Source organism: Stenotrophomonas sp. SAM-B (assembly GCF_013387485.1).
GTDB lineage: Bacteria > Pseudomonadota > Gammaproteobacteria > Xanthomonadales > Xanthomonadaceae > Stenotrophomonas > Stenotrophomonas maltophilia_AA.
This window is the reverse complement of sequence record NZ_JABBXB010000001.1, coordinates 20,001-44,658: the sequence shown is the minus strand read 5'-3', so window position 1 is coordinate 44,658 and position 24,658 is coordinate 20,001. Positions and strand designations below refer to the sequence as shown.

The 24,658-nt window shown below is 66.6% G+C and carries 16 protein-coding genes and 2 rRNA genes (1 of these 18 running past the window's edge); 6 read left to right on the top strand and 12 right to left on the bottom strand.

Translation table 11 applies throughout. The features are described from left to right. Positions 1-28 precede the first annotated feature (28 nt). The 5 genes from HH110_RS00175 to glyQ all read right to left on the bottom strand — a co-directional run bounded on the left by HH110_RS00175 (position 29) and on the right by glyQ (position 11,198). Positions 29-2,176 (bottom strand): S46 family peptidase, encoded by a 2,148-nt coding sequence (locus HH110_RS00175; protein ID WP_176987780.1) that lies wholly within the window; start codon positions 2,174-2,176, stop codon positions 29-31. 107 nt (positions 2,177-2,283) lie between these two features. Further along, positions 2,284-6,129: a translocation/assembly module TamB domain-containing protein gene (locus tag HH110_RS00170; RefSeq protein WP_176987779.1), complete on the bottom strand. Its 3,846-nt coding sequence runs from the start codon at positions 6,127-6,129 to the stop codon at positions 2,284-2,286. Further along, positions 6,126-7,910 (bottom strand): autotransporter assembly complex family protein, encoded by a 1,785-nt coding sequence (locus HH110_RS00165; protein ID WP_176988451.1) that lies wholly within the window; start codon positions 7,908-7,910, stop codon positions 6,126-6,128. The genes HH110_RS00170 and HH110_RS00165 overlap by 4 nt, the downstream gene beginning before the upstream one ends. 277 nt (positions 7,911-8,187) lie before the next feature. Further along, positions 8,188-10,290 carry a glycine--tRNA ligase subunit beta gene (gene glyS, locus HH110_RS00160; RefSeq protein ID WP_176987778.1) on the bottom strand — a complete coding sequence of 701 codons (2,103 nt, stop codon included), beginning with the start codon at positions 10,288-10,290 and terminating at the stop codon, positions 8,188-8,190. After that, positions 10,287-11,198 carry a glycine--tRNA ligase subunit alpha gene (gene glyQ, locus HH110_RS00155; protein WP_176987777.1) on the bottom strand — a complete coding sequence of 304 codons (912 nt, stop codon included), beginning with the start codon at positions 11,196-11,198 and terminating at the stop codon, positions 10,287-10,289. Before glyQ ends, glyS begins: the two co-directional genes overlap by 4 nt. An 81-nt stretch (positions 11,199-11,279) precedes the next feature. On the opposite strand from glyQ, the gene HH110_RS00150 reads away from it, so the two are divergent. The 3 genes from HH110_RS00150 (at position 11,280) to HH110_RS00140 (ending at position 14,845) form a co-directional block, all read left to right on the top strand. Next, a complete protein-coding gene (locus tag HH110_RS00150) occupies positions 11,280-13,118 on the top strand; it encodes a GspE/PulE family protein (RefSeq protein ID WP_176987776.1) in 1,839 nt (612 codons plus the stop codon). Further along, a complete protein-coding gene (locus tag HH110_RS00145; RefSeq protein ID WP_176987775.1) occupies positions 13,090-13,809 on the top strand; it encodes a glutamine amidotransferase in 720 nt (239 codons plus the stop codon). Before HH110_RS00150 ends, HH110_RS00145 begins: the two co-directional genes overlap by 29 nt. A 136-nt stretch (positions 13,810-13,945) precedes the next feature. Beyond that, complete coding sequence (locus HH110_RS00140; RefSeq protein WP_176987774.1) at positions 13,946-14,845, top strand: BPSS1780 family membrane protein; 900 nt, start codon at positions 13,946-13,948, stop codon at positions 14,843-14,845. 43 nt (positions 14,846-14,888) lie between these two features. Here HH110_RS00140 and tatC read toward each other — a convergent pair whose 3' ends face one another. The 4 genes from tatC to HH110_RS00120 all read right to left on the bottom strand — a co-directional run bounded on the left by tatC (position 14,889) and on the right by HH110_RS00120 (position 17,384). Continuing rightward, on the bottom strand, positions 14,889-15,638 hold the full coding sequence (gene tatC / locus HH110_RS00135; protein ID WP_176987773.1) for a twin-arginine translocase subunit TatC: 750 nt from the start codon (positions 15,636-15,638) through the stop codon (positions 14,889-14,891). Further along, entirely contained in the window at positions 15,635-16,171 is a 537-nt protein-coding gene (gene tatB, locus HH110_RS00130) for a Sec-independent protein translocase protein TatB (RefSeq protein WP_176987772.1), read from the bottom strand. Before tatB ends, tatC begins: the two co-directional genes overlap by 4 nt. Before the next feature lie 15 nt (positions 16,172-16,186). Further along, entirely contained in the window at positions 16,187-16,414 is a 228-nt protein-coding gene (tatA, locus tag HH110_RS00125) for a Sec-independent protein translocase subunit TatA (protein WP_019185586.1), read from the bottom strand. Between the two features lie 73 nt (positions 16,415-16,487). Beyond that, entirely contained in the window at positions 16,488-17,384 is an 897-nt protein-coding gene (locus HH110_RS00120) for a YSC84-related protein (protein ID WP_121041012.1), read from the bottom strand. Between the two features lie 187 nt (positions 17,385-17,571). Between HH110_RS00120 and hemH the strand changes: the two genes are divergently transcribed. From hemH to HH110_RS00105, 3 genes are all read left to right on the top strand, one after another. Further along, entirely contained in the window at positions 17,572-18,534 is a 963-nt protein-coding gene (gene hemH, locus HH110_RS00115) for a ferrochelatase (RefSeq protein WP_176987771.1), read from the top strand. Then, positions 18,531-19,379 carry an alpha/beta fold hydrolase gene (locus HH110_RS00110; protein ID WP_176987770.1) on the top strand — a complete coding sequence of 283 codons (849 nt, stop codon included), beginning with the start codon at positions 18,531-18,533 and terminating at the stop codon, positions 19,377-19,379. The genes hemH and HH110_RS00110 overlap by 4 nt, the downstream gene beginning before the upstream one ends. A 364-nt stretch (positions 19,380-19,743) precedes the next feature. Further along, positions 19,744-21,474 carry a methyl-accepting chemotaxis protein gene (locus HH110_RS00105; RefSeq protein ID WP_176987769.1) on the top strand — a complete coding sequence of 577 codons (1,731 nt, stop codon included), beginning with the start codon at positions 19,744-19,746 and terminating at the stop codon, positions 21,472-21,474. Between the two features lie 433 nt (positions 21,475-21,907). Here the strand turns inward: HH110_RS00105 and HH110_RS00100 are convergent, their stop codons facing one another. The 3 genes from HH110_RS00100 to HH110_RS00090 form a co-directional block, all read right to left on the bottom strand. Continuing rightward, the gene (locus tag HH110_RS00100; protein WP_176987768.1) at positions 21,908-22,138 is read right to left on the bottom strand and encodes a hypothetical protein; all 231 of its coding nucleotides are present in this window, start codon (positions 22,136-22,138) and stop codon (positions 21,908-21,910) included. A gap of 249 nt (positions 22,139-22,387) precedes the next feature. After that, positions 22,388-22,502, bottom strand: a 5S ribosomal RNA gene (gene rrf / locus HH110_RS00095). Positions 22,503-22,627: 125 nt separating this feature from the next. Beyond that, positions 22,628-24,658, bottom strand: a 23S ribosomal RNA gene (locus HH110_RS00090) (it continues 848 nt past the right edge of the window).

The following is a 24,658-nucleotide window of genomic DNA, read 5'->3' as shown; positions in this document are numbered from 1 at the left end:
GTGGCGTTCCAGGGCGGGCCGCCGTGCCTTATTCGGCGGGGACGCCCATTTCCTTCAGCAGTTCGGGTGCCGGGTAGACCTTGGCCAGCAGCCAGCGCAGGTAGCGCATGTCCACGTGCACCGCGCGCTTAAAGCGCGGATCGAACCACCAGCTGGCGCTGACCGACTCCCAGTTGCTGTCGAAGTTCAGGCCGATCAGCTCGCCCTTGGCATTGAGCACCGGCGAGCCGGAGTTGCCGCCGGTGGTGTCCAGGTTGGTCAGGAAGTTGACCGTCTGGGTCTTCAGCACCGGATCGGCGGTGGAGCCGAAATCACCCTTGGCGATCGCGTCCAGCAGCGGCTTGGGCGCATCGAAAGGATAGGCGTTGGTGTTCTTCTCGACGATCCCGGCCACGGTGGTCACCGGGTCGAAATGCACCGCATCGCGCGGGGACAGCGCTTCGACCTTGCCGTAGCTGATGCGCAGCGTGCGGTTGGCATCCGGGTAGACCGCACGGCCCTGCTTGGCACGCCAGGCGAACAGAGCCTGCATGTAGGCCGGGCGCAGGCGCAGCTGCTCGCCCTCGCGGGTCTTGCGCTCGTCATCCAGGCGCAGCTGCGCGGCGACCAGCGGGCCGGCCAGGTCGATCAGCGGATCGCGCGCCAGTGCCTTGCCCTGCTGTGCGGCGGCAAATCGCGACAGGCGCTCGGCTTCGTCGCCCAGATGCGTGCTGGCATAGAGCGTGTCCAGGGTCTTGGCCAGCGCGGCCGGCGTGCGGCCGAAGGCGGCATCGAACTCGGGCACGCGCTGCGCGTCCGGCAGCTGCTGGTAACGGGTCAGCAGCGTGGTCAGCAGGGCCTTTTCGATGGCCGGATCGTACCGGCGCTGGACCTGCTTGAGCACGCCTTCGATCAGCGCCAGATCGCGCTGCTGGTAGCCGCTGTCACGCTCGGCATCGGGCTTGGCCGATTCGATGCGCAGGCGCTCCAGGGTCAATGCCGAACGCAGCAGCTGGCTCTGCGCCGAGAGCAGGTCGAGCAGCAGATCGCGCTCCCCCACCGAGGCACCGCTGGACAGCGAGGTCAGCAGCGACTGGATATCGCCCTGGTACTTCGCATCGGTGGCCTGCAGCATCGCCGCTTCATCGGCGGCGCGCTGGGCCTTGGCATCGCTGCGCAGCAGGCCTTCCAGCTCACCGGCGGCCCGCTTGCGGTTGTTCTTCAGCGACTGCAGCTGCGAAGCGTAACGGGTACGTGCCTGGGCGTCCTTGGCACTGGCCGACTCGATGGTGTCGATCATCTGCTGGAACACCGCCACGCGGCGCGGCAGCACCGCATCGATCTGGCTGGCGAATTCCGCGGCCGTGCGATGGCGGTAGGTGATGCCCGGATAGCCGGCCAGCATCGCGTAATCGCCGGTCTTCGGGCCGTCGATTGCCATCTTCAGGTGGGCCGGCGGGTGGTAGGGCACGTTGTCCACGCTGTACGGCGCGGGCTTGCCGTCCTTGCCGACGTAGGCGCGCAGCAGGGTGAAATCGCCGGTGTGGCGCGGCCACATGAAGTTGTCGATCTCATCGCCGTAGTTGCCGATCGCGCGCGGCGGCGCATAGACCAGGCGCACATCGCTCAGCTCAAGCTGGCGGATACGATAGAAATCGGTGCCGTAGTACATGTCCGCCACGCTGCAGCGGATGTTGCCCTCCTTCTCGCAGTCGGCCACCAGCTGCTTGCTGGCGCGGTCCACCGCGTCGAAGTACGCACGCCCGGTCTTGCCGCGGGCATCGCGCAGCACTTCATCGGTGACCTTGTCGAACCCGACCGTGACCAGCACGCGGAAATCCGGGTTGGCCGCGCGCTCATCGCTGCGACCCTTGGCGATGAAGCCGTCGTTGATCAGATTGTGCTCGGCCGAGCTGTTGTACTGGATCACGCCCATGGCGACGTGGTGGTTGGTCAGCAGCAGGCCGTCGTCTGAGACGAACGAGCCGGTACCGCCACCGGCCCGCACCACCGCGCTCAGCGGCGGCGCGGTGACGTTGGCCAGGTCGCCCGGGTTGCCCTTGAAGCCGGCCGCCTTCAGCGGTTTGGCCAGGTCCGGCAGCTGGGTCGGCATCCACATGCCTTCATCGGCATGGGCGCCGGCGGCGAGGGTCAGGCCAAGCGCCAGCGCGGCGGTGAGGGGTTTGCGTGAAGACATGGGCACATCCGGTACGTCAGAACAGCCCGAGACCTTAGCCGCTGCGCCCGGCAGGGGCAACGGCCGATGGTTGGGCAAGCACCCGCATCACGACCAACGGTCGTGACCTACTTTTCTTTTCGCCAGTTCAGCGACCCACGGTTCTCCACCGTGCTCGATTCCAGTTCCACATCGAAACCGCGGCGCAGCAGGTACTTCAGCGTCAGCACCGAGCCACTGCCGACCAGCGAGACGCCGTAGCCGATGTAGAGCTTGGGCGAGATGTACTTGCCGAAGCCGATCACCGAGCCGCCCAGCGCGCGCGACTGGCTCACGCCGGCGTCGTCCAGGCCGAGCTTGGCCCCCAGCTGCGAGGCGAGCAGGCCGCTGCCGGCCGACAGCGCCGCCGAAGCCGCGTTGACCTGCTGGGCCTGGTCGCTGCTGGCACCGGTGAGGCTGCGGCCCAGCACCAGGTAGGCCAGTGCTTCGGACTGCGACATCGCCGGTTCCGACCACACATCCACGCGCGGCGACTGCGCCCGCCCGGTCACGTCGATGCCGGCGGTGACATCGCCGACGGCGCGCTGGGCCCGGATGTTGATGCGCGGATCGGAGACCGCGTTGTAGTTCCAGTTCAAATTGCCGCGGGTGATGGTCAGGTCCTGTCCGTAGGCCTTGTAGCGGCCACTGACTTCCAGCCCGCCGTTGGCGGTCATCTCGCGCCCGGGGCGCGCCCATACCTGCATCTTGCCGGTCAGCGCACCCTTCAGGCCGAATCCGGCCATCTTGACCTTGTCGCCCAGGCTCACGGTCAGGTCCATGTCCAGCGGCGAGCTGGGGCCCTCTTCCGGATCGACCGGATCAAGCACCACCACGTCTTCGGAAACCGAGGTGCCACGATCCAGGCGTTCCAGGTCCAGGTCTGCTTCGGGCACATGCACGGTGCCGCGCAGCTGCATCGCGCTGCCGGCCAGGGTGAAGTCCAGGTTCGGATTGGCGATCACGCGCAGTTCGCTGGTATTGGCCAGCAACACGTTTTCGCCGTGGATATGCAGCTGCAGCGGCTGTGCATCGCCGAACCAGGACAGCCCGCCATCGACATACAACGTGCCCTTGCCGGAGTTGGCCTGCGCGGTGATCTTGGCCGAGCCATCCGGCTGCGCGGTGAAGCTGCCCTTGCCTTCGGCGAAGGTGAGCCCCAGCGCGGGGAATTCGCCGTTGAACTTGCTCAGCGTGGCTTCGCCGCCCAGCGACGGCGTGCCGCGCGTGCCGCGCAGACTCACGTGGCCTTCGATCAGCCCGGTCGGCCGCACGATGTCCGGCGAGAACAGCTCCAGCCAGTACAAGCGCGCGATGTTCATGTACAGCTCGCCGTTGAGGGGTGCGTTGGCATCCCAGCCGGTCTGCACCTTGGCATCGACGAAGCCGTCGCCCTGGAAACCGACACCGAGCTTGGCGTTGATCTGCTGCGGGGTCATCTCCAGGTTCACCGAAAACTGGTCGTAGCGCACCAGCTCGCCACGCGCGTTGTCGCCCAGGCGCACCCCGCCTTCGCGCGAGGTAACCGAGGCACTGCCTTCCCATGCGTTGCCGCGGGGACGGATGCGCCCATCCAGATTCACTTCACCGCGCAGGAAGATGCGGCGCCCGGACTGCGGGGGCAGCCACGGCTGCACCAGCGCCAGCGGCAGTGCATCGCCACGCACCAGCAGGCCTTCGCGCGGCCAGTTCGCGCTGGCGCACAGTGCGCCACCGGTGGCCGACCCCAGGCAGGCATCGCTCAGGGTGAAGTTGCTGCCCTGCACGCTGAAGGCAGCCGGTGCGCGCAGGCTCCAGGCATCGCCCTTCATCGGTGCGATGCGCAGCGCGGTGAGGTCACCGCGCCAGGTCTGGCCCTGCTGCCGCACGCCGCCCTGCAGCGCGACGGCACCCAGTTCGTTTTTGGTCTGTGCATCCAGACGCAGATTGGAGAGACTGCCGCGGGCATCCACGTTGAGCGTGTCCAGCAGCATGCCGACCTGCACCTTGCTGCCCTGCACCGCCAGCGTGCCACTGTCGCCCTGCCACGGCAGGCGCCCCTTGATGCTGATCGCCTCGGCGCTCCAGTCGTCCCAGCGCAGGCCGCTGCCGACCAGATCGGCGGTGATGTCCGGCGCGGTACGCGCGCCCTTGATCAGCACGTGGCCGCGCAGGCTGCCGCTGCTGTTGGGCAGCAGGTCGGCCAGCTGCACCGGATCCAGCTGCGCATCGATATCCAGGCGGTCACCGACCGAGCCCTTGGCGGTCAGTCGGCTGCTGCCCACCGCGAGCTTGAGATTGCCTTCGCCCTGCTCGCCGCGCAGCGCGAACCTGCCTTGCGCATCCAGCGCGCGTTTGCGCAGCGTGCCCTTGATGCCCGGCACATCGACCGTGGCTTCATAGCTGCCGGCGGTGCCGACCGGACTGCCTGCCGGCGGCGGCAGCTGGCGGCCCTTCGATGCAAACGAACCGGACAGCTTGCCGTCCCAGCCCGGAGCGAAGTAGCCCGGATCGAAACCGGCCAGCTTGGCGGCCACGTCCCAGTCCAGCTGCGGTGCCCAGGCCACCTGGCCGGTGACATCGAGCGAACCGCCCGGGGTGCTCGCCTGCAGCTGTTTGATGATCGCGGCCCGATCGTTGCCGCGCACGTCGAAGGTCAGGTCGGCGACCTGTTTCTCGCGTTCGACCGAGGCACGGCCAACCGCCGCCCATGCCTTCAACGTACCGGCCAGGCCCATGCGCGCTTCTTTCAGCGTCACCGGCACCGGCGCCGCGGCGCCCGGGGTGGTGGTATCAGCGGCGGGCACGAAGGTCAGGTCGTTGGCGACGATGGAGAAGCGCAGGCTGGCGTTTTCCTTGTCGGTGAAATCGGCGACGCCTTCCAGCCGCGCCTGCCCACCGAAGCCCTTCACCTGCAGCGGCGAGACGGTCAGCACCTGGTCGGCCAGTCCCACCTTGGAGGGCGCCAGTTCCACCGCGATGTCGCCCTGTTTGAAGCTGCCCTGCAGATTGGCCTGGCCGCCCTTGCCGTCGGCCTGCACGTCCAGCGCCATCGGCGTGCTGGTGCTCGCATCCATCCCCGGTACCAGCAGCGCCAGGTCCAGTTCCCTGCTGCGCGCGGTGAGTTTCCACACCGGATCGGTGCGGCCATCGAAGACCAGGCTGGCCTGCAGCGGCGCCGGCGCGTTGCCGGCGATCGCCACTTCCATATGGCCCAGATCGCCGCGTGCGACCAGGCCGAGCCGCGCCGGGGTGCGCCCACGCGGGGCCGGCATCAGCGCGCCGATGGTGATGTCGGTGTCGTAATCGCTGCGCGGCAGATAACGGCCGTCCACGCGGAAATCGCCCATGTCGCTGTCGACCTTGAGCTGGGTCGCGCGGAATTCGCCATTGGCGATCTCAACGCCGCCGCGCACCTTGGCGATGTCGATCAGCGGCTGCTGTGCCTGGGTGATGCGGAAGCCATCGATGATGATGGTGTCGGCCTGGATCGCCAGCGGCATTTCGATCTGCGGCAGCGAGTCCGGCCACGAGGGCAGTTCGAACGGCTCATCGCTCTTGGCCAGGTTCAACGTCGCGTTCTTGATCTGCAAGGCATCGAGCTGCAGCTTGCGACCCAGCAGCGGCCGGATGTCCGGATCCAGATAGGCGCGCTCGGCGGTGAAATGGATGTCGTCGTAGCGGAAGTCCAGATCGTGCAGCACCAGCGGCCCGGCGACGGGGCCATCCACCTTGCTCCACGTCAGCGACGCGCCGACCGGCAAGCGTGCGACCACCTGGGCCAGCAGCACATCGCGTCCGGCCACGGTCTGCAGCAGCCAGTACACCAGCAGCAGCGCGAGCAGCACCAGGCCGAGCACGGTGAAGCCGGACCACGCCCAGAAGCGGCGCTTGCGGTAGAAACGCACGCGCGGCGGCGGCGGGGTGGCGGGTGCGGAGGGCGTCGGCGTGCTCACAGGTCCGCTCCGATGTTCAGGTACAGCTGGAACTGCGAATCCGGGTTGTTCAGGCCGTGCGCGACATCGACGCGCACCGGGCCCACCGGCGATTTCCAGCGCACGCCGAAGCCCACACCGGTGTGCAGGTCGATGGTGTTGTCGAATGCGCTGCCGGTATCGACGAACACGGCCGCGCCCCACGGCCCGCCCTTGAAGTAATGCTCATACTCGGCCGAGCCGACCACCAGGTTCTTCGCGCCGAGCGCGAATTTGTCCGGCGGTGCGGTGCGTGGGCCGACTTCGCGGAAGGCGTAACCGCGGATGCTGCGGTCGCCACCGGCGAAGAAGCGCAGGCTCGGCGGCATCGCCACCAGGTCGCTGGTCCAGGTCGTGCCACCCTCACCGCGCAGGATCAGGCGGTCGGTGTCGCCGATCGGCACATACCAGCGCAGCACCATGTTGGCCTGCACGAAGCTGGTGTCCGAACCTGCGCCCTCGATGCCGCCGCGCAGGGTCGCGCTGCCGCTGAGGCCGCGGCGCGGGAACATCTCATCGTCGACGTTGACGTAGTCGGCGACCAGCTGCGGGTAGACGAGGGTGGAGGTGTTGTAGACGGCGTCGGTGAATTCGGTGCCGGAGGCATAGCGCCAGCGCTCGCGCAGGGCGTTGATCGAGGCGATGGCGGTCCAGTACTCGTTGATCTCGCCACTGCGGCTGGCCGACAGCTTGAAGTTGCGCAGGTCGATGTAATCGGTCTGCTCGTCATAGGCGCTGGCGGTGAACGCATACCAGCCATCGAGCCACGCGAAACCCGGAATCCGGTAGCTGGTGACCAGGCTCTTGCGCTTCTGCGCGTAGTCGAGCTGGGTGTTCATCTTGTGGCCGCGGCTGTTGAGGAACCGCCGTTCCAGGCCACCGCGGACACCGGCGCCACTCTCGCTGCCGTAGCTCAGACCGGCGGTGTAGATCGTGCGCTTGGCGCGGGTCAGGCTGACGTCCACCGGCACGTCGCCGTTCTCGTCGGCCTGGTCCGGGCGCGGCTGGATGTCGATCACGCTGAAGTAATCGAGCTTGGTCAGCGACTCGCGCAGGCGGTCGAGCTTGCCTTCGTGGAAGTAGCTGCCTTCGTCCCAGTACACCAGCGGGTCGAACAGTTTGTCGACGAAGTAATCCTGGTGGAAGCGGATCTCGCCCATGTTGTAGCGGCGCCCGCTGTCCCAGGTGAGATCGACGTCGGCCGCGTTCTCGGCGCGGGTGATCTGGACCTGGCGCTGGGTGAAGTCGGCATCGAAGTAACCGCGTTCGGCCAGGCGCCGGGTCACCCGGATCTTGCTGGCTTCGTATTCGGTGTGCTCGAACCGCTGGCCCTTGCGCGGCTTGAAGTTCTCCAGGTCTTCCTGGAGGTACTGGTCCAGCTGGGCCGGGCCGGTGATGTCGATGTGTTCGCGGCGGACCAGCGTCGGCGGCCCCTTGTCGACCTGGATCACCACGCGCAGGTTTTCACCTTCGCGGGGGCTGTCCACGGTGATGGTCGGGTTGTAATACCCGAAAGGCTCCAGCGCCTCGCGGGTCTGGCGCTCGGCCTGGGACAACAGGTACTCCAGGCGCGACTCGCCCTGGACCTTGCCGATGGTGTCGTACAGGGACAGCGAGACCTCGATGTTCTCGATCATCTCGGCGTCGTCGCCCTTGTCCAGTCCTTTGATGTCCACTTTTTCGATGGTCCCCCGCGCATGTGCCACCGAGGCGGTGGCAAGGGACAGGAACATCAGGGGAAGGGCGAATTTCGTTGGCTGCATGGCGACAGCATAACGGGCCATCGCGGGCATGCGAAATCGGCGTGGCAGTTTCAGAACGACGGTGAAGACGCCGTTAAATTCCGCGAGAAAGTCGCTGCGGACGCATCGGCCCTGAGCGATGACGGCACGGCGTCGGACAGAACCGTCCGCGACGTCTCATGACGTTCCCGGCGCGAACGGTGCGCATTGCGCCGCCACCCCCTGGAAACGCAGAAGGCGCGAACCGCCGAAGCCGTCGCGCCTTCTGGTGAGCCTCGGGGCGTCCTGCCCCGCAGCGTCAGTTGGACAGGTGTTCGATCGCCGCCACGCTGCCCAGGCGGTCGCCCAGGCGCTTGAGCAGGGCCAGGCGATTGGCTCGCAGCGCGGGATCCTCGGCATTGACCATCACCGCATCGAAGAACGCGTCCACCTGCGGGCGCAGGCGCGCCAACCGGTTCAACACGCTCACGTAGTCCTTCTGGTGCAGGCTGGCGTTGCTGTCATCGATCGCCGCTTCCACCGCTTCGGCCAGTTCGCTCTCGGCCGGTTCGGCCAGCAGCGCCGGGTCGATCATGCCCGGGATGTCGCCCTCGGCCTTGCGCAGGATGTTGCGGATGCGCTTGTTGGCCGCGGCCAGCGCCTCGGCTTCCGGCAGCGCGGCGAAGGTGCCGATGGCATCGATGCGGCGATCGAAATCGTACAGCGAGGCCGGCTTCAACTCGGCGACCGCGTTGAAGTGCGTGGCCGGCACGCCCTTGTCGGCGTAGTAGCCGCGCAGGCGGTCGATCACGAAGTCGTACAGCTCAGTGGCCTCCATGCTTACGAGACCAGAGGCGAGGAGACCTTTGTCCTTAGATAAAGGAGTACCAGTGTGGGCCTTGGTCAAAAGTTCACGCAGGTCCAGGTCGAAGCCGCTCTCGATCACCGTGCGGGCCAGGCCCAGCGCATTGCGGCGCAGCGCGAACGGATCCTTGTTGCCGGTGGGCTTCAGGCCTGCGGCAAAGCCACCGGCCAGCGTGTCCAGGCGCTCGGCGATCGCCAGCACCTTGCCCAGCGGCGACAGTGCGATGTCATCGCCACCGAAGCGCGGCTGGTACGCCTCGTCGATGGCCAGCGCCACGTCCGGCGACTCGCCGCCGACCACGGCGTAATGCCGGCCGGCGATGCCCTGCAGTTCCGGGAACTCGTTGACCATGCGCGACTGCAGGTCGTTCTTGGCCAGCACCGCGGCGCGCCGGGCCAGCACCGGGTCCACGCCCACCTGCGGCGCGATGGCCTCGGCCAGTGCGGCCACGCGGGTCACTTTGTCGGCCACCGAGCCCAGCTTGGCCTGGTAGGTGACGGTCTTCAGGCCGTCGCCCATGGATTCCAGGCCCTGCTTCAGATCTTCGTCGAAGAAGAACTTGGCATCGGAGAACCGCGGACGGATCACGCGCTCGTAGCCCTTGGCCACTTCAGCGACGTCCTTGGACTCGATGTTGGCGATGCCGATGAACTTCTCGGTCAGCTTGCCGCCGGCATCGAGCACCGGGAAGAACTTCTGGTTGATCTCCATCGTCTCGATCAGCGCTTCCTGCGGCACCGCCAGGAACTCGCGCTCGAAACTGCACAGCACCGGCGCCGGCCATTCGACCAGGTTGACCACCTGCTCCAGGTTGTCCGGGGTGATGCGCGCCTGGCCGCCCGCCTCGGCGGCCGCAGCGTTGACCTGCTCGACGATGCGCGCGCGGCGCGCGTCGGCATCGACCAGCACGTAGGCGGCCTGCAGCGAGGCGACGTAGTCCTCCGGCGCGCTCAGCCACACGGTCTTGTCATGCATGAAGCGATGGCCGCGGCTCATGCGGTCGGCCTTCAGGCCCAGCACCTCGGCCTCGATGATGTCCGGGCCGTGCAGCAGCACCAGCCAATGCACCGGGCGGGCGAAGCCGTAGGTGTGGCTGCCCCAGCGCATCGGCTTGGGGATCGGCATCGCGGCGATCGCCTCGCGCAGGATCTCCGGCAGCAGGGTCGCGGTGCGCGCGCCCGGCGTGGTGGAGCGGTGCACGAAGCGCTCGCCCTTGGCATCGGTGGTGCGCTCCAGCGCGGTCCAGTCGATCCCGGCCTTGGCGGCGAAGCCCTGCAGCGCCTTGGTCGGCTGACCCTCGGCATCCAGCGCGATGTTCAGGTACGGGCCGAGCACTTCGGAATGCTGTTCCGGCTGCTCAACGGCCACGCCGGGCAGCAGCACGGCCAGGCGGCGCGGGGTCGAGAGTGGCTTGGCATCGCCACGTTCGATGGCCACGCCACGCTTGCTCAGGCCGTCGACGATGCCATCGAAGAAGGCCTGGGCCAGGCCCGGCAGCGCCTTGACCGGCAGTTCTTCGGTACCCAGTTCAATCAGCAGCGGCTGCATCGTGCTCATGCCTGCACCTCCTTGGCGGCGACGGCTTCGAGGCGCTTGGCCTCGTACAGCCTGGCCACGGCCTGGGCCAGCGCGCGCACGCGCAGGATGTAGCGCTGGCGCTCGGTCACGCTGATCGCGCGGCGCGCATCCAGCAGGTTGAACGCATGGCTGGCCTTGCAGACCTGCTCATACGCCGGCAGCGGCAGGCCGACATCGACCAGCTTCTGTGCTTCCTTTTCGCAGGCATCGAAGCGGTGGAACATCTCGTCCACGTCGGCGTATTCGAAGTTGTAGGTGCTCTGCTCGATCTCGTTCTGCAGGTACACATCGCCATAGGTGACCGGGGTGCCGTCCGGACCGTAGGTCCAGATCAGGTCATAGACGTTGTCGCAGTTCTGCAGGTACATGCACAGGCGCTCCAGACCGTAGGTGATCTCGCCGAGCACCGGCTTGCACTCCAGGCCGCCGGCCTGCTGGAAGTAGGTGAACTGGGTGACTTCCATGCCGTTGAGCCAGACTTCCCAGCCCAGGCCCCAGGCGCCGAGGGTCGGCGATTCCCAGTTGTCCTCGACGAAGCGCAGGTCGTGCACCAGCGGATCGATACCCAGCGCCTTGAGCGAATCCAGGTACAGCTGCTGGATGTTGTCCGGGCTGGGCTTCATCGCCACCTGGTACTGGTAATAGCGCTGCAGGCGGTTGGGATTCTCGCCATAACGGCCGTCGGTCGGGCGACGCGAGGGCTGCACGTACGCGGCATTCCAGCTTTCCGGACCGATCGAGCGCAGGAACGTGGCCGGGTGGAAGGTGCCGGCACCGACCTCCAGGTCCAGCGGCTGGATCAGCACGCAGCCCTGCTGCGCCCAATACTGGTTGAGGGTCTGGATCAGGCCCTGGAAAGTGATCGGAACGTTCGGAGTGGCGGACATGCGGCGGATTCTTGCCTGCAGAAGGGGTGCGCTAGTATAGCGACCGACCGCACGGGCCTTCCGTGCCTGGGGAAATGGAGGATGGAACCACGCCTGCCAGCGGCTTTTGCCAGCGCCCCTGAGGGGGTCCTGCCCCTGCCACACGGCCGCCTAGATTTCGACCAGGTCGCCGCGGCGCTGGTCGCCGATGGCCTGGTCGCAGCCGCCGACCTGGAGCGCATCCGTTTTTCCGCCCAGGGCGCGCGCAACGCCAGTGAGGTCCATCCGCTGGTGCTGCTGGCCAACCTGAAGCTGGGCGCCAGCGCCGGCGGCGAACTCGGCCTGGAGCGCCTGAGCGAGTGGCTGGCCCAGCGCGCGGGCGTGCGCTACCTGCGGGTGGACCCGACCCGGGTCGACGTCTCGGCGGTCACCGCCCTGGTCTCCCACGCCTACGCGCGCCGCCACCGCTTCCTGCCGCTGGCCGTGGACAGCGATCGCGTGCTGGTCGCGACCAGCGAGCCGCTGGCCCAGGAATGGCTGCGCGACCTGCAGCACCTGAGCCGCCGCCGGATCGAGCTGGCGATGGTCAACCCGCTCGACCTGCACCGCTACACCATGGAGTTCCACGGGGTGACCCGTTCGGTGCGCGGCGCCCGTGGCGATGTGCGCAGCGAAACCAGCAGCTCCCTGCCCAGCTTCGAGCAGCTGGTCGAGCTGGGCCGCGCCGGCGACGTCAACGCCGACGACCAGCACATCGTGCACATCGTGGATTGGCTGCTGCAGTACGCCTACGAGCAGCGCGCCTCGGACATCCACCTGGAGCCGCGCCGCGACATGGGGCGCATGCGCTTCCGCATCGATGGGGTGCTGCACAAGGTGTTCGAGGTGCCGCCGGCGGTGATGACCGCCGTGGTCAGCCGGATCAAGGTGCTGGGCCGGATGGATCTGGCCGAGCGCCGGCGCCCGCAGGATGGCCGCATCAAGACCCGTTCACCGGGCGGGCGCGAAGTGGAAATGCGCCTGTCGACCATGCCCACCGCGTTCGGCGAGAAGTGCGTGATGCGCATCTTCGACCCGGATGCGGCGTTCAAGAGCATCGACCAGCTGGGTTTCAGCCCGCAGGAGGCGGCCGGCTGGACCGCCCTGGTCGAGCGCCCGCACGGCATCGTGCTGGTCACCGGCCCGACTGGCTCGGGCAAGACCACGACCCTGTATTCCACGCTCAAGCGCCTGGCCACGCCGGACGTGAATGTCTGCACCGTGGAAGACCCGATCGAAATGATCGCGCCGGAATTCAACCAGATGCAGGTGCAGACCAACATCGACCTGGATTTCGCCAGCGGCGTGCGCACCCTGCTGCGGCAGGACCCGGACATCATCATGATCGGCGAGATCCGCGACCTGGAGACCGCGCAGATGGCGGTCCAGGCCTCGCTGACCGGCCACCTGGTGCTGTCCACCCTGCATACCAACGATGCCCCCTCGGCGATCACCCGCCTGCTCGACCTGGGCGTGCCGCATTACCTGCTCGCTTCCACCCTCAACGGGGTGCTGGCCCAGCGGCTGGTGCGCACCCTGTGCACCACCTGCAAGGTGCCCACGGTGCTCTCGGCCGAGCAATGGGCGGTGCTGACTGATGCCGATGCGGCATTACCTGAGGCGCCCACGCCATATGCACCGGTCGGCTGCATCGACTGCCGGCGCACCGGTTTCCTTGGCCGCGTCGGCCTGTATGAGTTGCTGCCATTGGGTTCCAGCCTGCGCCGGCACATCCGCGCGGACATGGATCTGGCCGCCTTCAACCGTGCCGCACGTGCTGAAGGGGTACGAACCCTGCGCCGCGCGGGGCTTGAAAAGGTAGCGTCAGGGCTGACTACAATCGAGGAAGTCCTCTCGGTCCTGCCTCCCCCGGATGAATTCCGCCCCGTTCCTGATTCTTGAAACCGGCCAACCCGTCGCCTCGCTGCGCCGCTACGGGCGGTTTTCGCACTGGATCCGGGTCGCGGCCGGGCTGGATGCCGATGAGACGGTAGTGGTCGATGTGGAGCACGGCGGTACCCTGCCCAGCCACCGCGATTTCGCCGGGGTGATCGTCAGCGGCTCGGCCGCCTACGTCACCGACCGCGCAGAATGGAGCGAGCGCAGCGCGCAGTGGCTGCGCGACGCCGCCCACGACGACCGCCCGGTGTTCGGCATCTGCTACGGCCATCAGCTGCTGGCCCACGCGCTGGGCGGCGAAGTCGCCTACAACCCGGCCGGACGCGAGTCCGGCACGATCGAACTGGCGCTCGACCCTGCGGCCGTCGACGATCCGCTGTTCGGCGGCCTGCCGGCGCGCTTCCCGGCGCATGCCACCCACCTGCAGACGGTGCTGCGCGCACCCGAGGGCGCGGCGATCCTGGCGCGCTCGGCACAGGACAACTGCCACGCGTTCCGCTGGGGCGCGCATGCCTGGGGTGTCCAGTTCCATCCGGAGTTCGCCACCCACCACATGCGCGGCTATGTCCGCGCCCGCGCCGAGTGCATCCGCCAGCACGGCGGCTGCGCGCGCAGCGTCGCCCGCGACGTCAGCGCCGCCCCGCTGGCCCGCCAGCTGCTGCGCCGTTTCGTCCGCCAGGCGCGCAACGCCTGACGCCCGCGCCGGTACCGCCTCCGGGCGCAACGCAGCGTCCGCGCCGCGCGTGGCGGCCTTCAGGTCACGCGTCGGGAAAACAGGGATAATCGACCGCAATCGGGCGTTCGCGCCTCCTCCCCTGTCCCGGAATGTTATGAGCGAGATTCGCAAGCTGCCGGCCTCCGCCGGCGCGGAATGGCTGGTGTCGGGTTTCACCCTGCTGCGCAAGGCGCCGTTGGCGCTGGGCCTGCTCGGCGTGATCTGGGCCGTGGCCGCGTTGCTGGTGATGTCGCTGGCGATGGTGAGCCCGGCGCTGAGCACGCTGGCGCAGCTGTTGATGGCACTGGCCGGCCCGCTGTTCTTCGGCGGCCTGGTCTGGGCCGTGCGCGAAGTCGACCAGGGTCGCGTCGCACAGCCCGCGCACCTGCTGCAGGGCCTGCAGGAAGGCCGCGCGTTGAACCTGCTCGCCTCGCTGCTGCCGCAGCTGGTGGCCGGCCTGTTCCTGGGTGTGTTGTTGCTGGTGCTGATCGGCAGCAGTGGCCTGCAGCACCTGAGCGAGGTGATGGTGCAGCTCAACGCGATCAGCCAGTCCGGCGCGCAGCCCGACCCGGCCCAGATCGAAGAGCTGATGGCCAGCCTGCCGGCGATGCGCATCCTGCTGTGGCTGGCGCTGGTGGTGGTGACCTTCCTGGCCATGGCGCTGGCGTTGTTCACCCTGCCGCCGCAGGTGATGTTCGAGCACCGCAACGGCCTGCAGGCGATGCGCCTGAGCCTGCGCGCCTGCCTGCACAACGTGCTGGCGATGGTGGTGTTCTTCCTGCTCGCCTTCGTGGCCGTGTTCGCGATCTACTTCGGCGTGATGCTGGTGGCCCTGATCGCGCAGCTGATCGGCGGCACGATGCTCGCCCTGTTCGTCGCGCAGCTGCTGCTGATGGGCGTGGTGATGCCGGTCTTCGCCGGTGCCATCTACACGGCGTGGAAGCAGATGTTCGGCCAGCAGGGTCCCCAGACCCCGCCGCCGATGCCGGGCCCGAACAACGTGTTCGCGGCCTGATCAACACGAAACCCCGGCCAAGGCCGGGGTTTTTGTTTGTGCGTCACTCCGGCTGTTCTTTCCCACCGGCGCGCGGCACCAGCCAGCGCGCGGCATGGATGCCCAGCTCGTAGAGCAGGCACATCGGAATGGCCAGCATCAGCTGCGAGACCACGTCCGGCGGCGTCAGCACCGCGGCCAGCACGAAGATGCCGACGATCGCGTAGCCCCGACCTTCCTTGAACTGCTGCGGCGTGATCCAGCCCAGCAGCACCAGGATCACCATCGCCACCGGCAGCTCGAAGCTGGTACCGAAGGCGAAGAAGATCGCCAGCACGAAATCCAGGTACGCCGTCGCGTCCGGGGTGATCGCAATCACTTCCGGGCGGAACGTGGTGAGGAAATGGAACACCGCCGGCAACACCAGGAAGTACGCGAACGCGCAGCCCAGGTAGAACAGCAGCACCGACGAGGCCAGCAAGGGCACCGCCAGGCGTTTCTCGCGGGCATACAGGCCCGGCGCCACGAACGACCACAGCTGGAACAACAGCCACGGCACGGCGATGAACACCGCCACGAAGAAAGTCAGCTTCAACGGCGCGAAAAAGGCGCCGGCCGGATTGGTCGCGATCATCGTCTGCCCGTTCGGCAGCTGCGAGATCAGCGGTTCGGCGATCATCGTGTAGATCTGCCGCGAGAACGGCATCAGGCCCAGCAGCACCACGCCCAGGCCGATCAACGCACGCACCAGGCGCGCACGCAGTTCGATCAGGTGTTCGACCAGCGAACTCTCGCTGCTTTCATGCTCGCTCATCGCGGCGTCTCCTCGCTCGGCGGCGCAGGCGTGCGCGGCGCAGTGTCCGCCAGGGCCGGTGGAGCCGCAGGCTGCTCCACACGTGGCGCGCTGCCATCGATTCCGGGCGGCGACATCGCATCGCGCGGCGGTTCGGCCTCGTCGGTCGCCACCACGTGCTGGGCCACGCTGGCCGGGGAGCCCGGTGCGGGACCGGTCATCACCGGTTCGTCGTCGGCCTCCGCGGCAACGTCATCGCCCTGCCGGGCCACGTCCTGGCGCATCTGCTCGGCTTCGCGGCGGACCGCTTCGCCACTGGCGCGCAACTGCGACTCGGTATCACGCACCGAGGATTTCACATCGTCGAACTGCCGCTTGATCTCTTCGGCATGCAGCTCGCGTTCGAGCTCCTGCTTCACCGAATCCCACTGGTTGCGCGCACGGCGCACCCACAACCCGGCGAAGCGGGCGGCCTTGGGCAGCCGCTCGGGGCCGAGCACGACCAGGGCCACCACCGCGATGACCAGCAGTTCACTGAAACCGATATCGAACACGCCAAGCCGCCCGGATCAGCGCGGGTCGCGATCGTGCTCGGTCTGCGACGTCGTCGTCGAGTCCTGCGGACGCGAACTGTCGCTGAGCTGCGCGTTCGGCTTGTCCTCGTCGCGCATGCCCTTCTTGAATTCCTTGACGGCGCTGCCAAGGTCCTTGGCGCCGCTGGTCAGTTTCTTGGTGCCGAACACCAGCAGAACGATGACCAGCACGACCAACCAATGCCAGATGCTGAAACTGCCCATGACTCGCTCGTTACGTAGTGATCAGACGGTTGAGCATAGCGCACCGGCGGTAAGCCGGCGCGCGTGACAAAAGTCAGTTGCCATCCAGCGATTCGGTACGGACTTCACCGTCACCGACCGGCTGGAAGCCCTGCTGCGGGGCCGGTTGCGCCGGCACGGACTGCAACGGGGCGGTGGTCGCGCCAGCGGCGGCCGGGGCCGGCGCCTGTTCAGGTCGGACCGGCACGGCAGCGGCGCGCGGCGCCGGGGCGGGTGCAGGCGCACTGCCTGCGGTGCCGCGCTTCTCGCGGGCGGTGTAGGTGGCTTCTTCCAGGCGATCACGGAAGGCGACCACGTCCACCGACGGCGGCTCGCCGACGCGGCCTTCGAACACCATGCGCGGCGTAGTGTTGCTGCCGTAGGCATCCAGGTTGGCGGCGTCGTCGATCTGCAGCACGGCGCCATCCAGGGCCACACCGGCAAACAGGCCGCGGGCGCGCGACCAGGACCAGATTTCGGCCTTCAGCTGGCCATCGGTGGCGGCGGCGGCGTTGCGGCCGACCGGGCCTGCGGCGACGCCGGCATCGGCGCCCAGGGTGAATTTGCCGTTGACGAGATTGTCCAGGCTGCGGTCATTGCGGAACACCAGCACCACGTCGGAGGACTGCACGCCGGCCTGGAAGCCGATGCTGCCGCCGGTGAGCTTGACGAAAACCGGGTTGGACCAGCTGCCGTCCGGCGTCTTGACCGACATCAGGCCGTGGCCGCGACGGCCACCGATCACCAGACCGGCCTTGATCGTGTCGGGAATGACGATGACCGCGCGGCCCTCGTCGAGCAGCTTGTCCGGAATCCCCTGCTCGGGGATGTCCTGGATTTCATTCAGGACGCGCACGGCATTGCGGGCGCGCTGGTCCTCCTGTGGCCCGGCCATCGCCTGGGTCGACAGCAGGCTGGCGGAGATCAGCAGTACAAGGCTGAGGCGGCGCATGGGTGGGCTCCAGAAAGTCGATTCATACAAGATAGCGGCAGGTACGACCGGGGTCGATACGCTTCTCGACGTTAGAAGGCCCGCGATGAATCGGCAATGAGTATTCCGGGCTATCGATAAGCCTGCTGGATCACGTTCATCATCCAAATCCATCCCGCCAATCGCGTAGACCTGCGAGAATGGCGGCATGCTCGACGCACCCGACACCGCCGTGCTGGCGGTCAATCTAGGCACGCCCGAGACGCCAACCGCCCCGGCGGTGCGTCGCTACCTGGCTGAGTTCCTCAGCGATCCGCGCGTGGTCGCGATTCCGCCGCTGTTCTGGAAACCCTTGCTGTACGGGCTGATCCTGCCGCTGCGCAGTGGTCGCTCGGCCGCCAAGTACGCCCAGGTCTGGCTGCCGGACGGCTCCCCGCTGATGGTCTACACCCGACGCCTGGCCGAGGCCATGCAGGGCCTGATGCCCGATCTGCGGGTGCGCCACGCGATGCGCTATGGCACCCCGGCGCTGCCGGCCGAGCTGGATCGTCTGGCCGCCGAAGGGATGAAACGGATCGTGGTGCTGCCGCTGTATCCGCAGTACTCGACCACCACCACCGCCTCGATCGAGGACCAGGTGCGCGAGTGGCAGCCGAAACATCCCGGCGTCACCGTGACCCTGGTGCGCGATTACGCGGTCGATCCGGACTGGGTCGCCGCCGTCGCGGGCAGCATCCGCCAGTGGTGGGAACAGCACGGCCGTGGCGAGACGCTGGTGTTTTCCTTCCACGGTATTCCGCAGCGCCTGGCCGACGCCGGCGATCCGTATCCGCAGCGCTGCGAAGCCAGTGCGCGGGCGATCGCGCAGGCGCTGGAGCTGGCCGACGATGCCTGGCAGCTGACCTACCAATCACGCTTTGGCCGCGAGAAATGGCTGCAGCCCTACGCCGAACCCACGCTGTGGGCGATGGCCGAACGTGGCGTGCGCAGCATGGACGTGGTCTGCCCCGGCTTCGCCACCGACTGTCTGGAAACCCTGGAAGAGGTGGCGATGGGCTTCACCGAAACCGTCGCCCAGCGCGGCGCGACGATGCGCTACATCCCCTGCCTCAACGACGCGCAGGCGCATGCACTGGCGCTGTCGCGGCTGAGCATCGCGGCGCTGGCATGACCCTGACGTCCTTCTCGCTGCCGGTTGCCGGCACCACGGTGGCCGGCCTGCGCTCCCCGGGCACGGGTGGCCAGCGTGTGCTTGCTCTGCACGGCTGGCTCGACAACGCCGCCAGCTTCGTCCCGCTGGCGGCGCAGCTGCCCGGGCTGGAGCTGGTCGCGATCGACCTGCCCGGCCACGGCCATAGCGCGCATCTGCCGCCCGGCACGCAATACAACACGCCCGGTGCGATCTGCCATGTCCTCGACGTCGCCGATGCGCTGGGCTGGGACCGCTTCGTGCTGCTCGGCCATTCGATGGGGGCCGGCATCGCCAGCCTTGCCGCGGCCGCCGCGCCGGAACGCGTGGAACGCCTGATCGCGATCGAAGCGCTGGGCGGCCTGCGCGGGCCCGAGAATGAAACCGCGCAGCGCCTGCGCGAGCATGTGCGTGCCGCGCGTGCGCTGCCCACCCGCAGGCTGCGCGTGTTTCCCGATCTTTCCGCACCGATCCGCGCGCGCATGATGACCAACCAGCTCAGCGAGCCGTGCGCACGGCTGCTGGTGGAGCGTGGCGTCAAACCGGTCGACGGCGGGTACAGCTGGTGCAGCGATCAACGCCTGATGCTGCCCACCGCGATGCGCCTGAGCGAAGCGCAGATCGACGACCTGCTCGCGGCGATCGAATGCCCGACCCAGGTGATCTACGCGACACCGGCGCAGTCCTATTACCCCGAGCCGTTGCGGAGCGAGCGCATCTCGCTGCTGCGCGACGGTCGCTTGGCGGTGTTCCCGGGCACGCATCATCTGCACATGGAGCATCCGCAGGTGGTGGCCGAGGTGATCCGGACCTTCCTGGCCGGGTAGTCCCGGCGCGGTGCGACACACGGTCGCACTCAACTTATCCCGGCAGCGACCGATACCGATGATGCAGGCCGATTTTCCTCGGCCGCACTGTCGTCGCTTGCTCCGCCGTTGCGAAGCCGCGCATCACCCAGGCTTCCAGGGAACGTCGTCGCAATGCCGGATTGGCCGTGCCATCGCCCACAGGACCGGGCCATGCCGGCGGTGATCGCCACCGCCGACGCGGCGTCCGCCGCTGCCCGTTCCCCGCGCGCCCATCCGTTTCTTCCCGCTGCCGCACCCACCGCTTCGCCGGTGACGGATGCGGCATCCGCCTGCGTGCGTACGCGCCGCGGGCTCTCTGCTTTCTACTGATCCTGGAGCCGCCATGTCCGCCCTTCCTGCTGCCACCTCCCGACCGCCCGACCAACTGCGCGCGCGATCGCCCCGGGCCTCCGTGGACACCGCGTATCTGCTCGCGACGGGCGTGCTGCTTGCTGCGGCCGTGAGCACGGCGATCTGGCAGCGGCAGCCGTGGGCCATGCCCTTCATCGCGGTCGCAGCCGCGCTGCTGGGCCTGGTGGCGCTGCGTTCGCGGCGGCAGGCCCACGCCCTGCGACAGGCCGAGCAGAGATCGATCGCCGTGGCTGCGGAAGCGGCGCGCGACCACGCCCGCGACAGCATCGGGCATGCCCACGACGCCCAGGTAAGACAGGCACTGGATGTCTCGCGCACGGCGATGATGATCGCCGACAACGACCACGTGATCCGCTACGTCAACCAGGCCGTAGTGAGCCTGCTGCGCAACCAGCAGGCCAGCCTGCGCGAGGCCTTCCCCGACTTCGACGCCGAACGCCTGGTCGGCAGCAGCATCCACCGCTTCCATGTGGATCCGGATCGCATCCGCGGCATCCTCAACACCTTGATGGTTACCCACCACGGTCGCGTGCGGATCGGACCGGTGCACTTCGCCCAGGTGGTGACGCCGGTGTTCGATGCGCAGGGCCAACGCCAGGGCTTCGCGGTGGAGTGGCATGACCGCACCCACGAACTGCTGCTGGAAACCGCGGTGGCGGACATCGTCGAGGCTGCCAGCAAGGGCGATCTTGATCGCCGGCTGCAGGCCACCGAGGGGGGCGCCAGCTTCCTCAATGGCCTGACCGGCGGGATCAACCAACTGTTGGACAGCGTGGGCGGCACGGTCGGCGAGATCCGCCGCGTGCTGTCGGCCCTGGCCGATGGCGATCTGGACCAGCGCATGCACGGCGACTTCCATGGCTCGTTCCAGGCCATGCAGCGCGATGCCAACGCCACAGCCGAGCAACTGACCGCGATGGTGGAGCGCATCAAACAGTGCACCGGCTCCATCTCGCTTGCCGCCCACGAAATCACCAGCGGCAACGATGACCTGTCCGAGCGCACCGAGCGCCAAGCCGCGCATCTGGAAGAGACCGCCGCCTCGATGGAGGAACTGACGTCGACCGTGCGCCAGAACGCCGAGCACGCACGCCAGGCCAGCGCGCTGGCGCACGGTGCGCATGATGTCGCCACGCGCGGCAGCCAGGTGGTCAGCCAGGTGGTGACCACCATGGATGCGATCCAGACCGCGTCGCAACGAATCGGCGATATCACCCGGGTGATCGACGGCATCGCCTTCCAGACCAACATCCTGGCGCTCAACGCCGCCGTGGAAGCGGCCCGTGCCGGCGAGCAGGGCCGCGGCTTTGCAGTGGTCGCCAGCGAAGTGCGCATCCTCGCCCAGCGATCCGCCGACGCGGCCAAGGAGATCAAAGGACTGATCGATGCCTCCGTGGTGCAGGTCGCCCAAGGCGCGCGCCTGGTCCAGGACGCGGGGCAGACCATGGGCGAGATCGTCAGCAGCGTGGCCAGCGTCAGCGGCATCATGGCCGAGATTTCCTCGGCCTCGCAGGAGCAGGCGGCGGGCATCGACCAGGTGAACCAGACCGTGGCACAGATGGACGATGCGACCCAGCAGAATGCCGCCCTCGTCGAAGAAGCCAGTGCCGCCGCACGCCTGCTCGAAGCCCAGGCCGCCGACCTGACCCAGGCGGTGGCGGTGTTCCGTCATCAGGAACAGGCCTACCGCGCAGCCGCGTAAGGCTCATCTGCCTCACCGCCCAGCGCCCCGCTGCGGCGCGCGCCCTGCAGCCAGGCGGCGACATGCTCGACCGCCTGGCTGACACGCGATGGTTGGGTTGGCCTGCGGGCCGATGCAGCGGACGCGCTGGCCAAGGAGCGTTACGACAGCGATACCGGGACTGCATTGGTCGAAGCTGGCACCCCATCACTGCCCGGCGAACAGCATCACTGTCGCCGCAGCCAGCTGCACGTCTGTGGCGTCTGGCACCGCGAACCAAGCTCGCTTCCGAACGCATGGCCAATCCGCGCCACGCGTTGACTGATCCTGCCCAGACCATGCCGCCCCGGACACACCTTGCAGGGCGTGGTGTCGCCGGTGCCCTGTCGTCAGGATCCGTTCCCGCGCAGGGCGGTGAACACGGGCACAAGGACCACGGGCACCAGCGTAAGCATCACATCAGGATCAGCGTCCACGCTGCCGCGACAGCCAGCTCCATGCCTGGTCGGGCATGCCTGTCGGTGACGTCCACTGGATCAAACTTCGCACGATGCACGGGGTGCACCCCGCTCGCGCGGCACAGCCCGCCTGGAACCAGTGCAGCCTCCAGGAACCAGTGCAGCGATCCGGGAACCAGTGCGGCCATCTTGGACCCGCAGGCAATCATGCGCTGCACCTTCGCCACCGCGATATCGATATCGCGCGTTGCGCGTGCCGCGCGTGATCTGCAGGCGCCGGCCGAGGCGCGGCGTGAGCGATGCGACGTTGCCCGGCGTGCGTTCCCGCATCATCCAGAATGCCCGATTCGAAAGCGGCGACCGCCGGGAAAGGCGGCGCACTCGACGTTCGTCCTCGCCAGGAGGATCGCTGAGTCGCTGAATCGCAGACAAAAAGAAAACCCCGCTGCGTGAGCAGCGGGGTTTTCGGGTAAAAACCCTGGCGATGACCTACTCTCGCATGGCTTAGGCCACACTACCATCGGCGCAGCTGCGTTTCACTTCCGAGTTCGGGATGGGATCGGGTGGTTCCACAGCGCTAATTTCACCAGGGAGACAGTTGGAGCGTCGCCATCCTAAAGAACGGATTAAGGCGCCTGCCTCTCGTAAGTCTTGTGACGTAGCGTGCACTTGGGATCTATCGACATGTCATGTCGGCCAAGGCAACTTGAGGTTATATGGTCAAGCCACACGGATCATTAGTATCAGTTAGCTCAATACATTGCTGTACTTACACACCTGACCTATCAACCACATAGTCTATATGGTTCCTTCAGGGGGCTTGTGCCCCGGGAGATCTCATCTTGAGGCGCGCTTCCCGCTTAGATGCTTTCAGCGGTTATCGCTTCCGAACATAGCTACCCGGCAATGCCACTGGCGTGACAACCGGAACACCAGAGGTTCGTCCACTCCGGTCCTCTCGTACTAGGAGCAGCCCCTCTCAAATCTCCAACGCCCATGGCAGATAGGGACCGAACTGTCTCACGACGTTCTGAACCCAGCTCGCGTACCACTTTAAATGGCGAACAGCCATACCCTTGGGACCGACTACAGCCCCAGGATGTGATGAGCCGACATCGAGGTGCCAAACACCGCCGTCGATATGAACTCTTGGGCGGTATCAGCCTGTTATCCCCGGAGTACCTTTTATCCGTTGAGCGATGGCCCTTCCATACAGAACCACCGGATCACTAAGTCCTAGTTTCCTACCTGCTTGATCCGTCGATCTTGCAGTCAAGCACGCTTATGCCTTTGCACACAGTGCGCGATGTCCGACCGCGCTGAGCGTACCTTCGAGCTCCTCCGTTACTCTTTAGGAGGAGACCGCCCCAGTCAAACTACCCACCATACACGGTCCCCGATCCAGATTATGGACCTAGGTTAGAACGTCAAGCACGACAGGGTGGTATTTCAAGGATGGCTCCACTGCAGCTAGCGCCACAGTTTCATAGCCTCCCACCTATCCTACACAGACGAACTCAACGTTCAGTGTAAAGCTATAGTAAAGGTTCACGGGGTCTTTCCGTCTTGCCACGGGAACGCTGCATCTTCACAGCGATTTCAATTTCACTGAGTCTCGGGTGGAGACAGCGCCGCTGTCGTTACGCCATTCGTGCAGGTCGGAACTTACCCGACAAGGAATTTCGCTACCTTAGGACCGTTATAGTTACGGCCGCCGTTTACTGGGGCTTCGATCAAGAGCTTCGCCTTGCGGCTGACCCCATCAATTAACCTTCCAGCACCGGGCAGGCGTCACACCCTATACGTCCACTTTCGTGTTTGCAGAGTGCTGTGTTTTTGATAAACAGTCGCAGCGGCCTGGTTTCTGCGGCCCTCTTCAGCTATAGCTCGCATGAGCCACCAAAAAGGGCGCACCTTCTCCCGAAGTTACGGTGCCATGTTGCCTAGTTCCTTCACCCGAGTTCTCTCAAGCGCCTGAGAATTCTCATCCTACCCACCTGTGTCGGTTTACGGTACGGTCTGCGTAAGCTGAAGCTTAGGAGCTTTTCCTGGAAGCGTGGTATCAGTGACTTCGCCTTAAAGGCTCGTCTCGGTGCTCGGTCTTAAAGGATCCCGGATTTGCCAAAGATCCAAACCTACCTCCTTTCCCCCGGACAACCAACGCCGGGTACACCTAACCTTCTCCGTCCCTCCATCGCACTTACGCGAGGTGCAGGAATATTAACCTGCTTCCCATCGACTACGACTTTCGTCCTCGCCTTAGGGGCCGACTCACCCTGCGCCGATTAACGTTGCGCAAGGAAACCTTGGGCTTTCGGCGTGCGGGTTTTTCACCCGCATTATCGTTACTCATGTCAGCATTCGCACTTCCGATACCTCCAGCAGACTTCTCAATCCACCTTCAACGGCTTACGGAACGCTCCTCTACCGCGTACATATAAATATGCACACCCCAAGCTTCGGTTCACTGCTTAGCCCCGTTAAATCTTCCCCGCAGACCGACTCGACCAGTGAGCTATTACGCTTTCTTTAAAGGGTGGCTGCTTCTAAGCCAACCTCCTGGCTGTCTGTGCCTTTCCACATGGTTTTCCACTTAGCAGTGAATTTGGGACCTTAGCTGTGGGTCTGGGTTGTTTCCCTTTTCACGACGGACGTTAGCACCCGCCGTGTGTCTCCCATACAGTCCGTCTCGGTATTCGGAGTTTGCAATGGTTTGGTAAGTCGCGATGACCCCCTAGCCATAACAG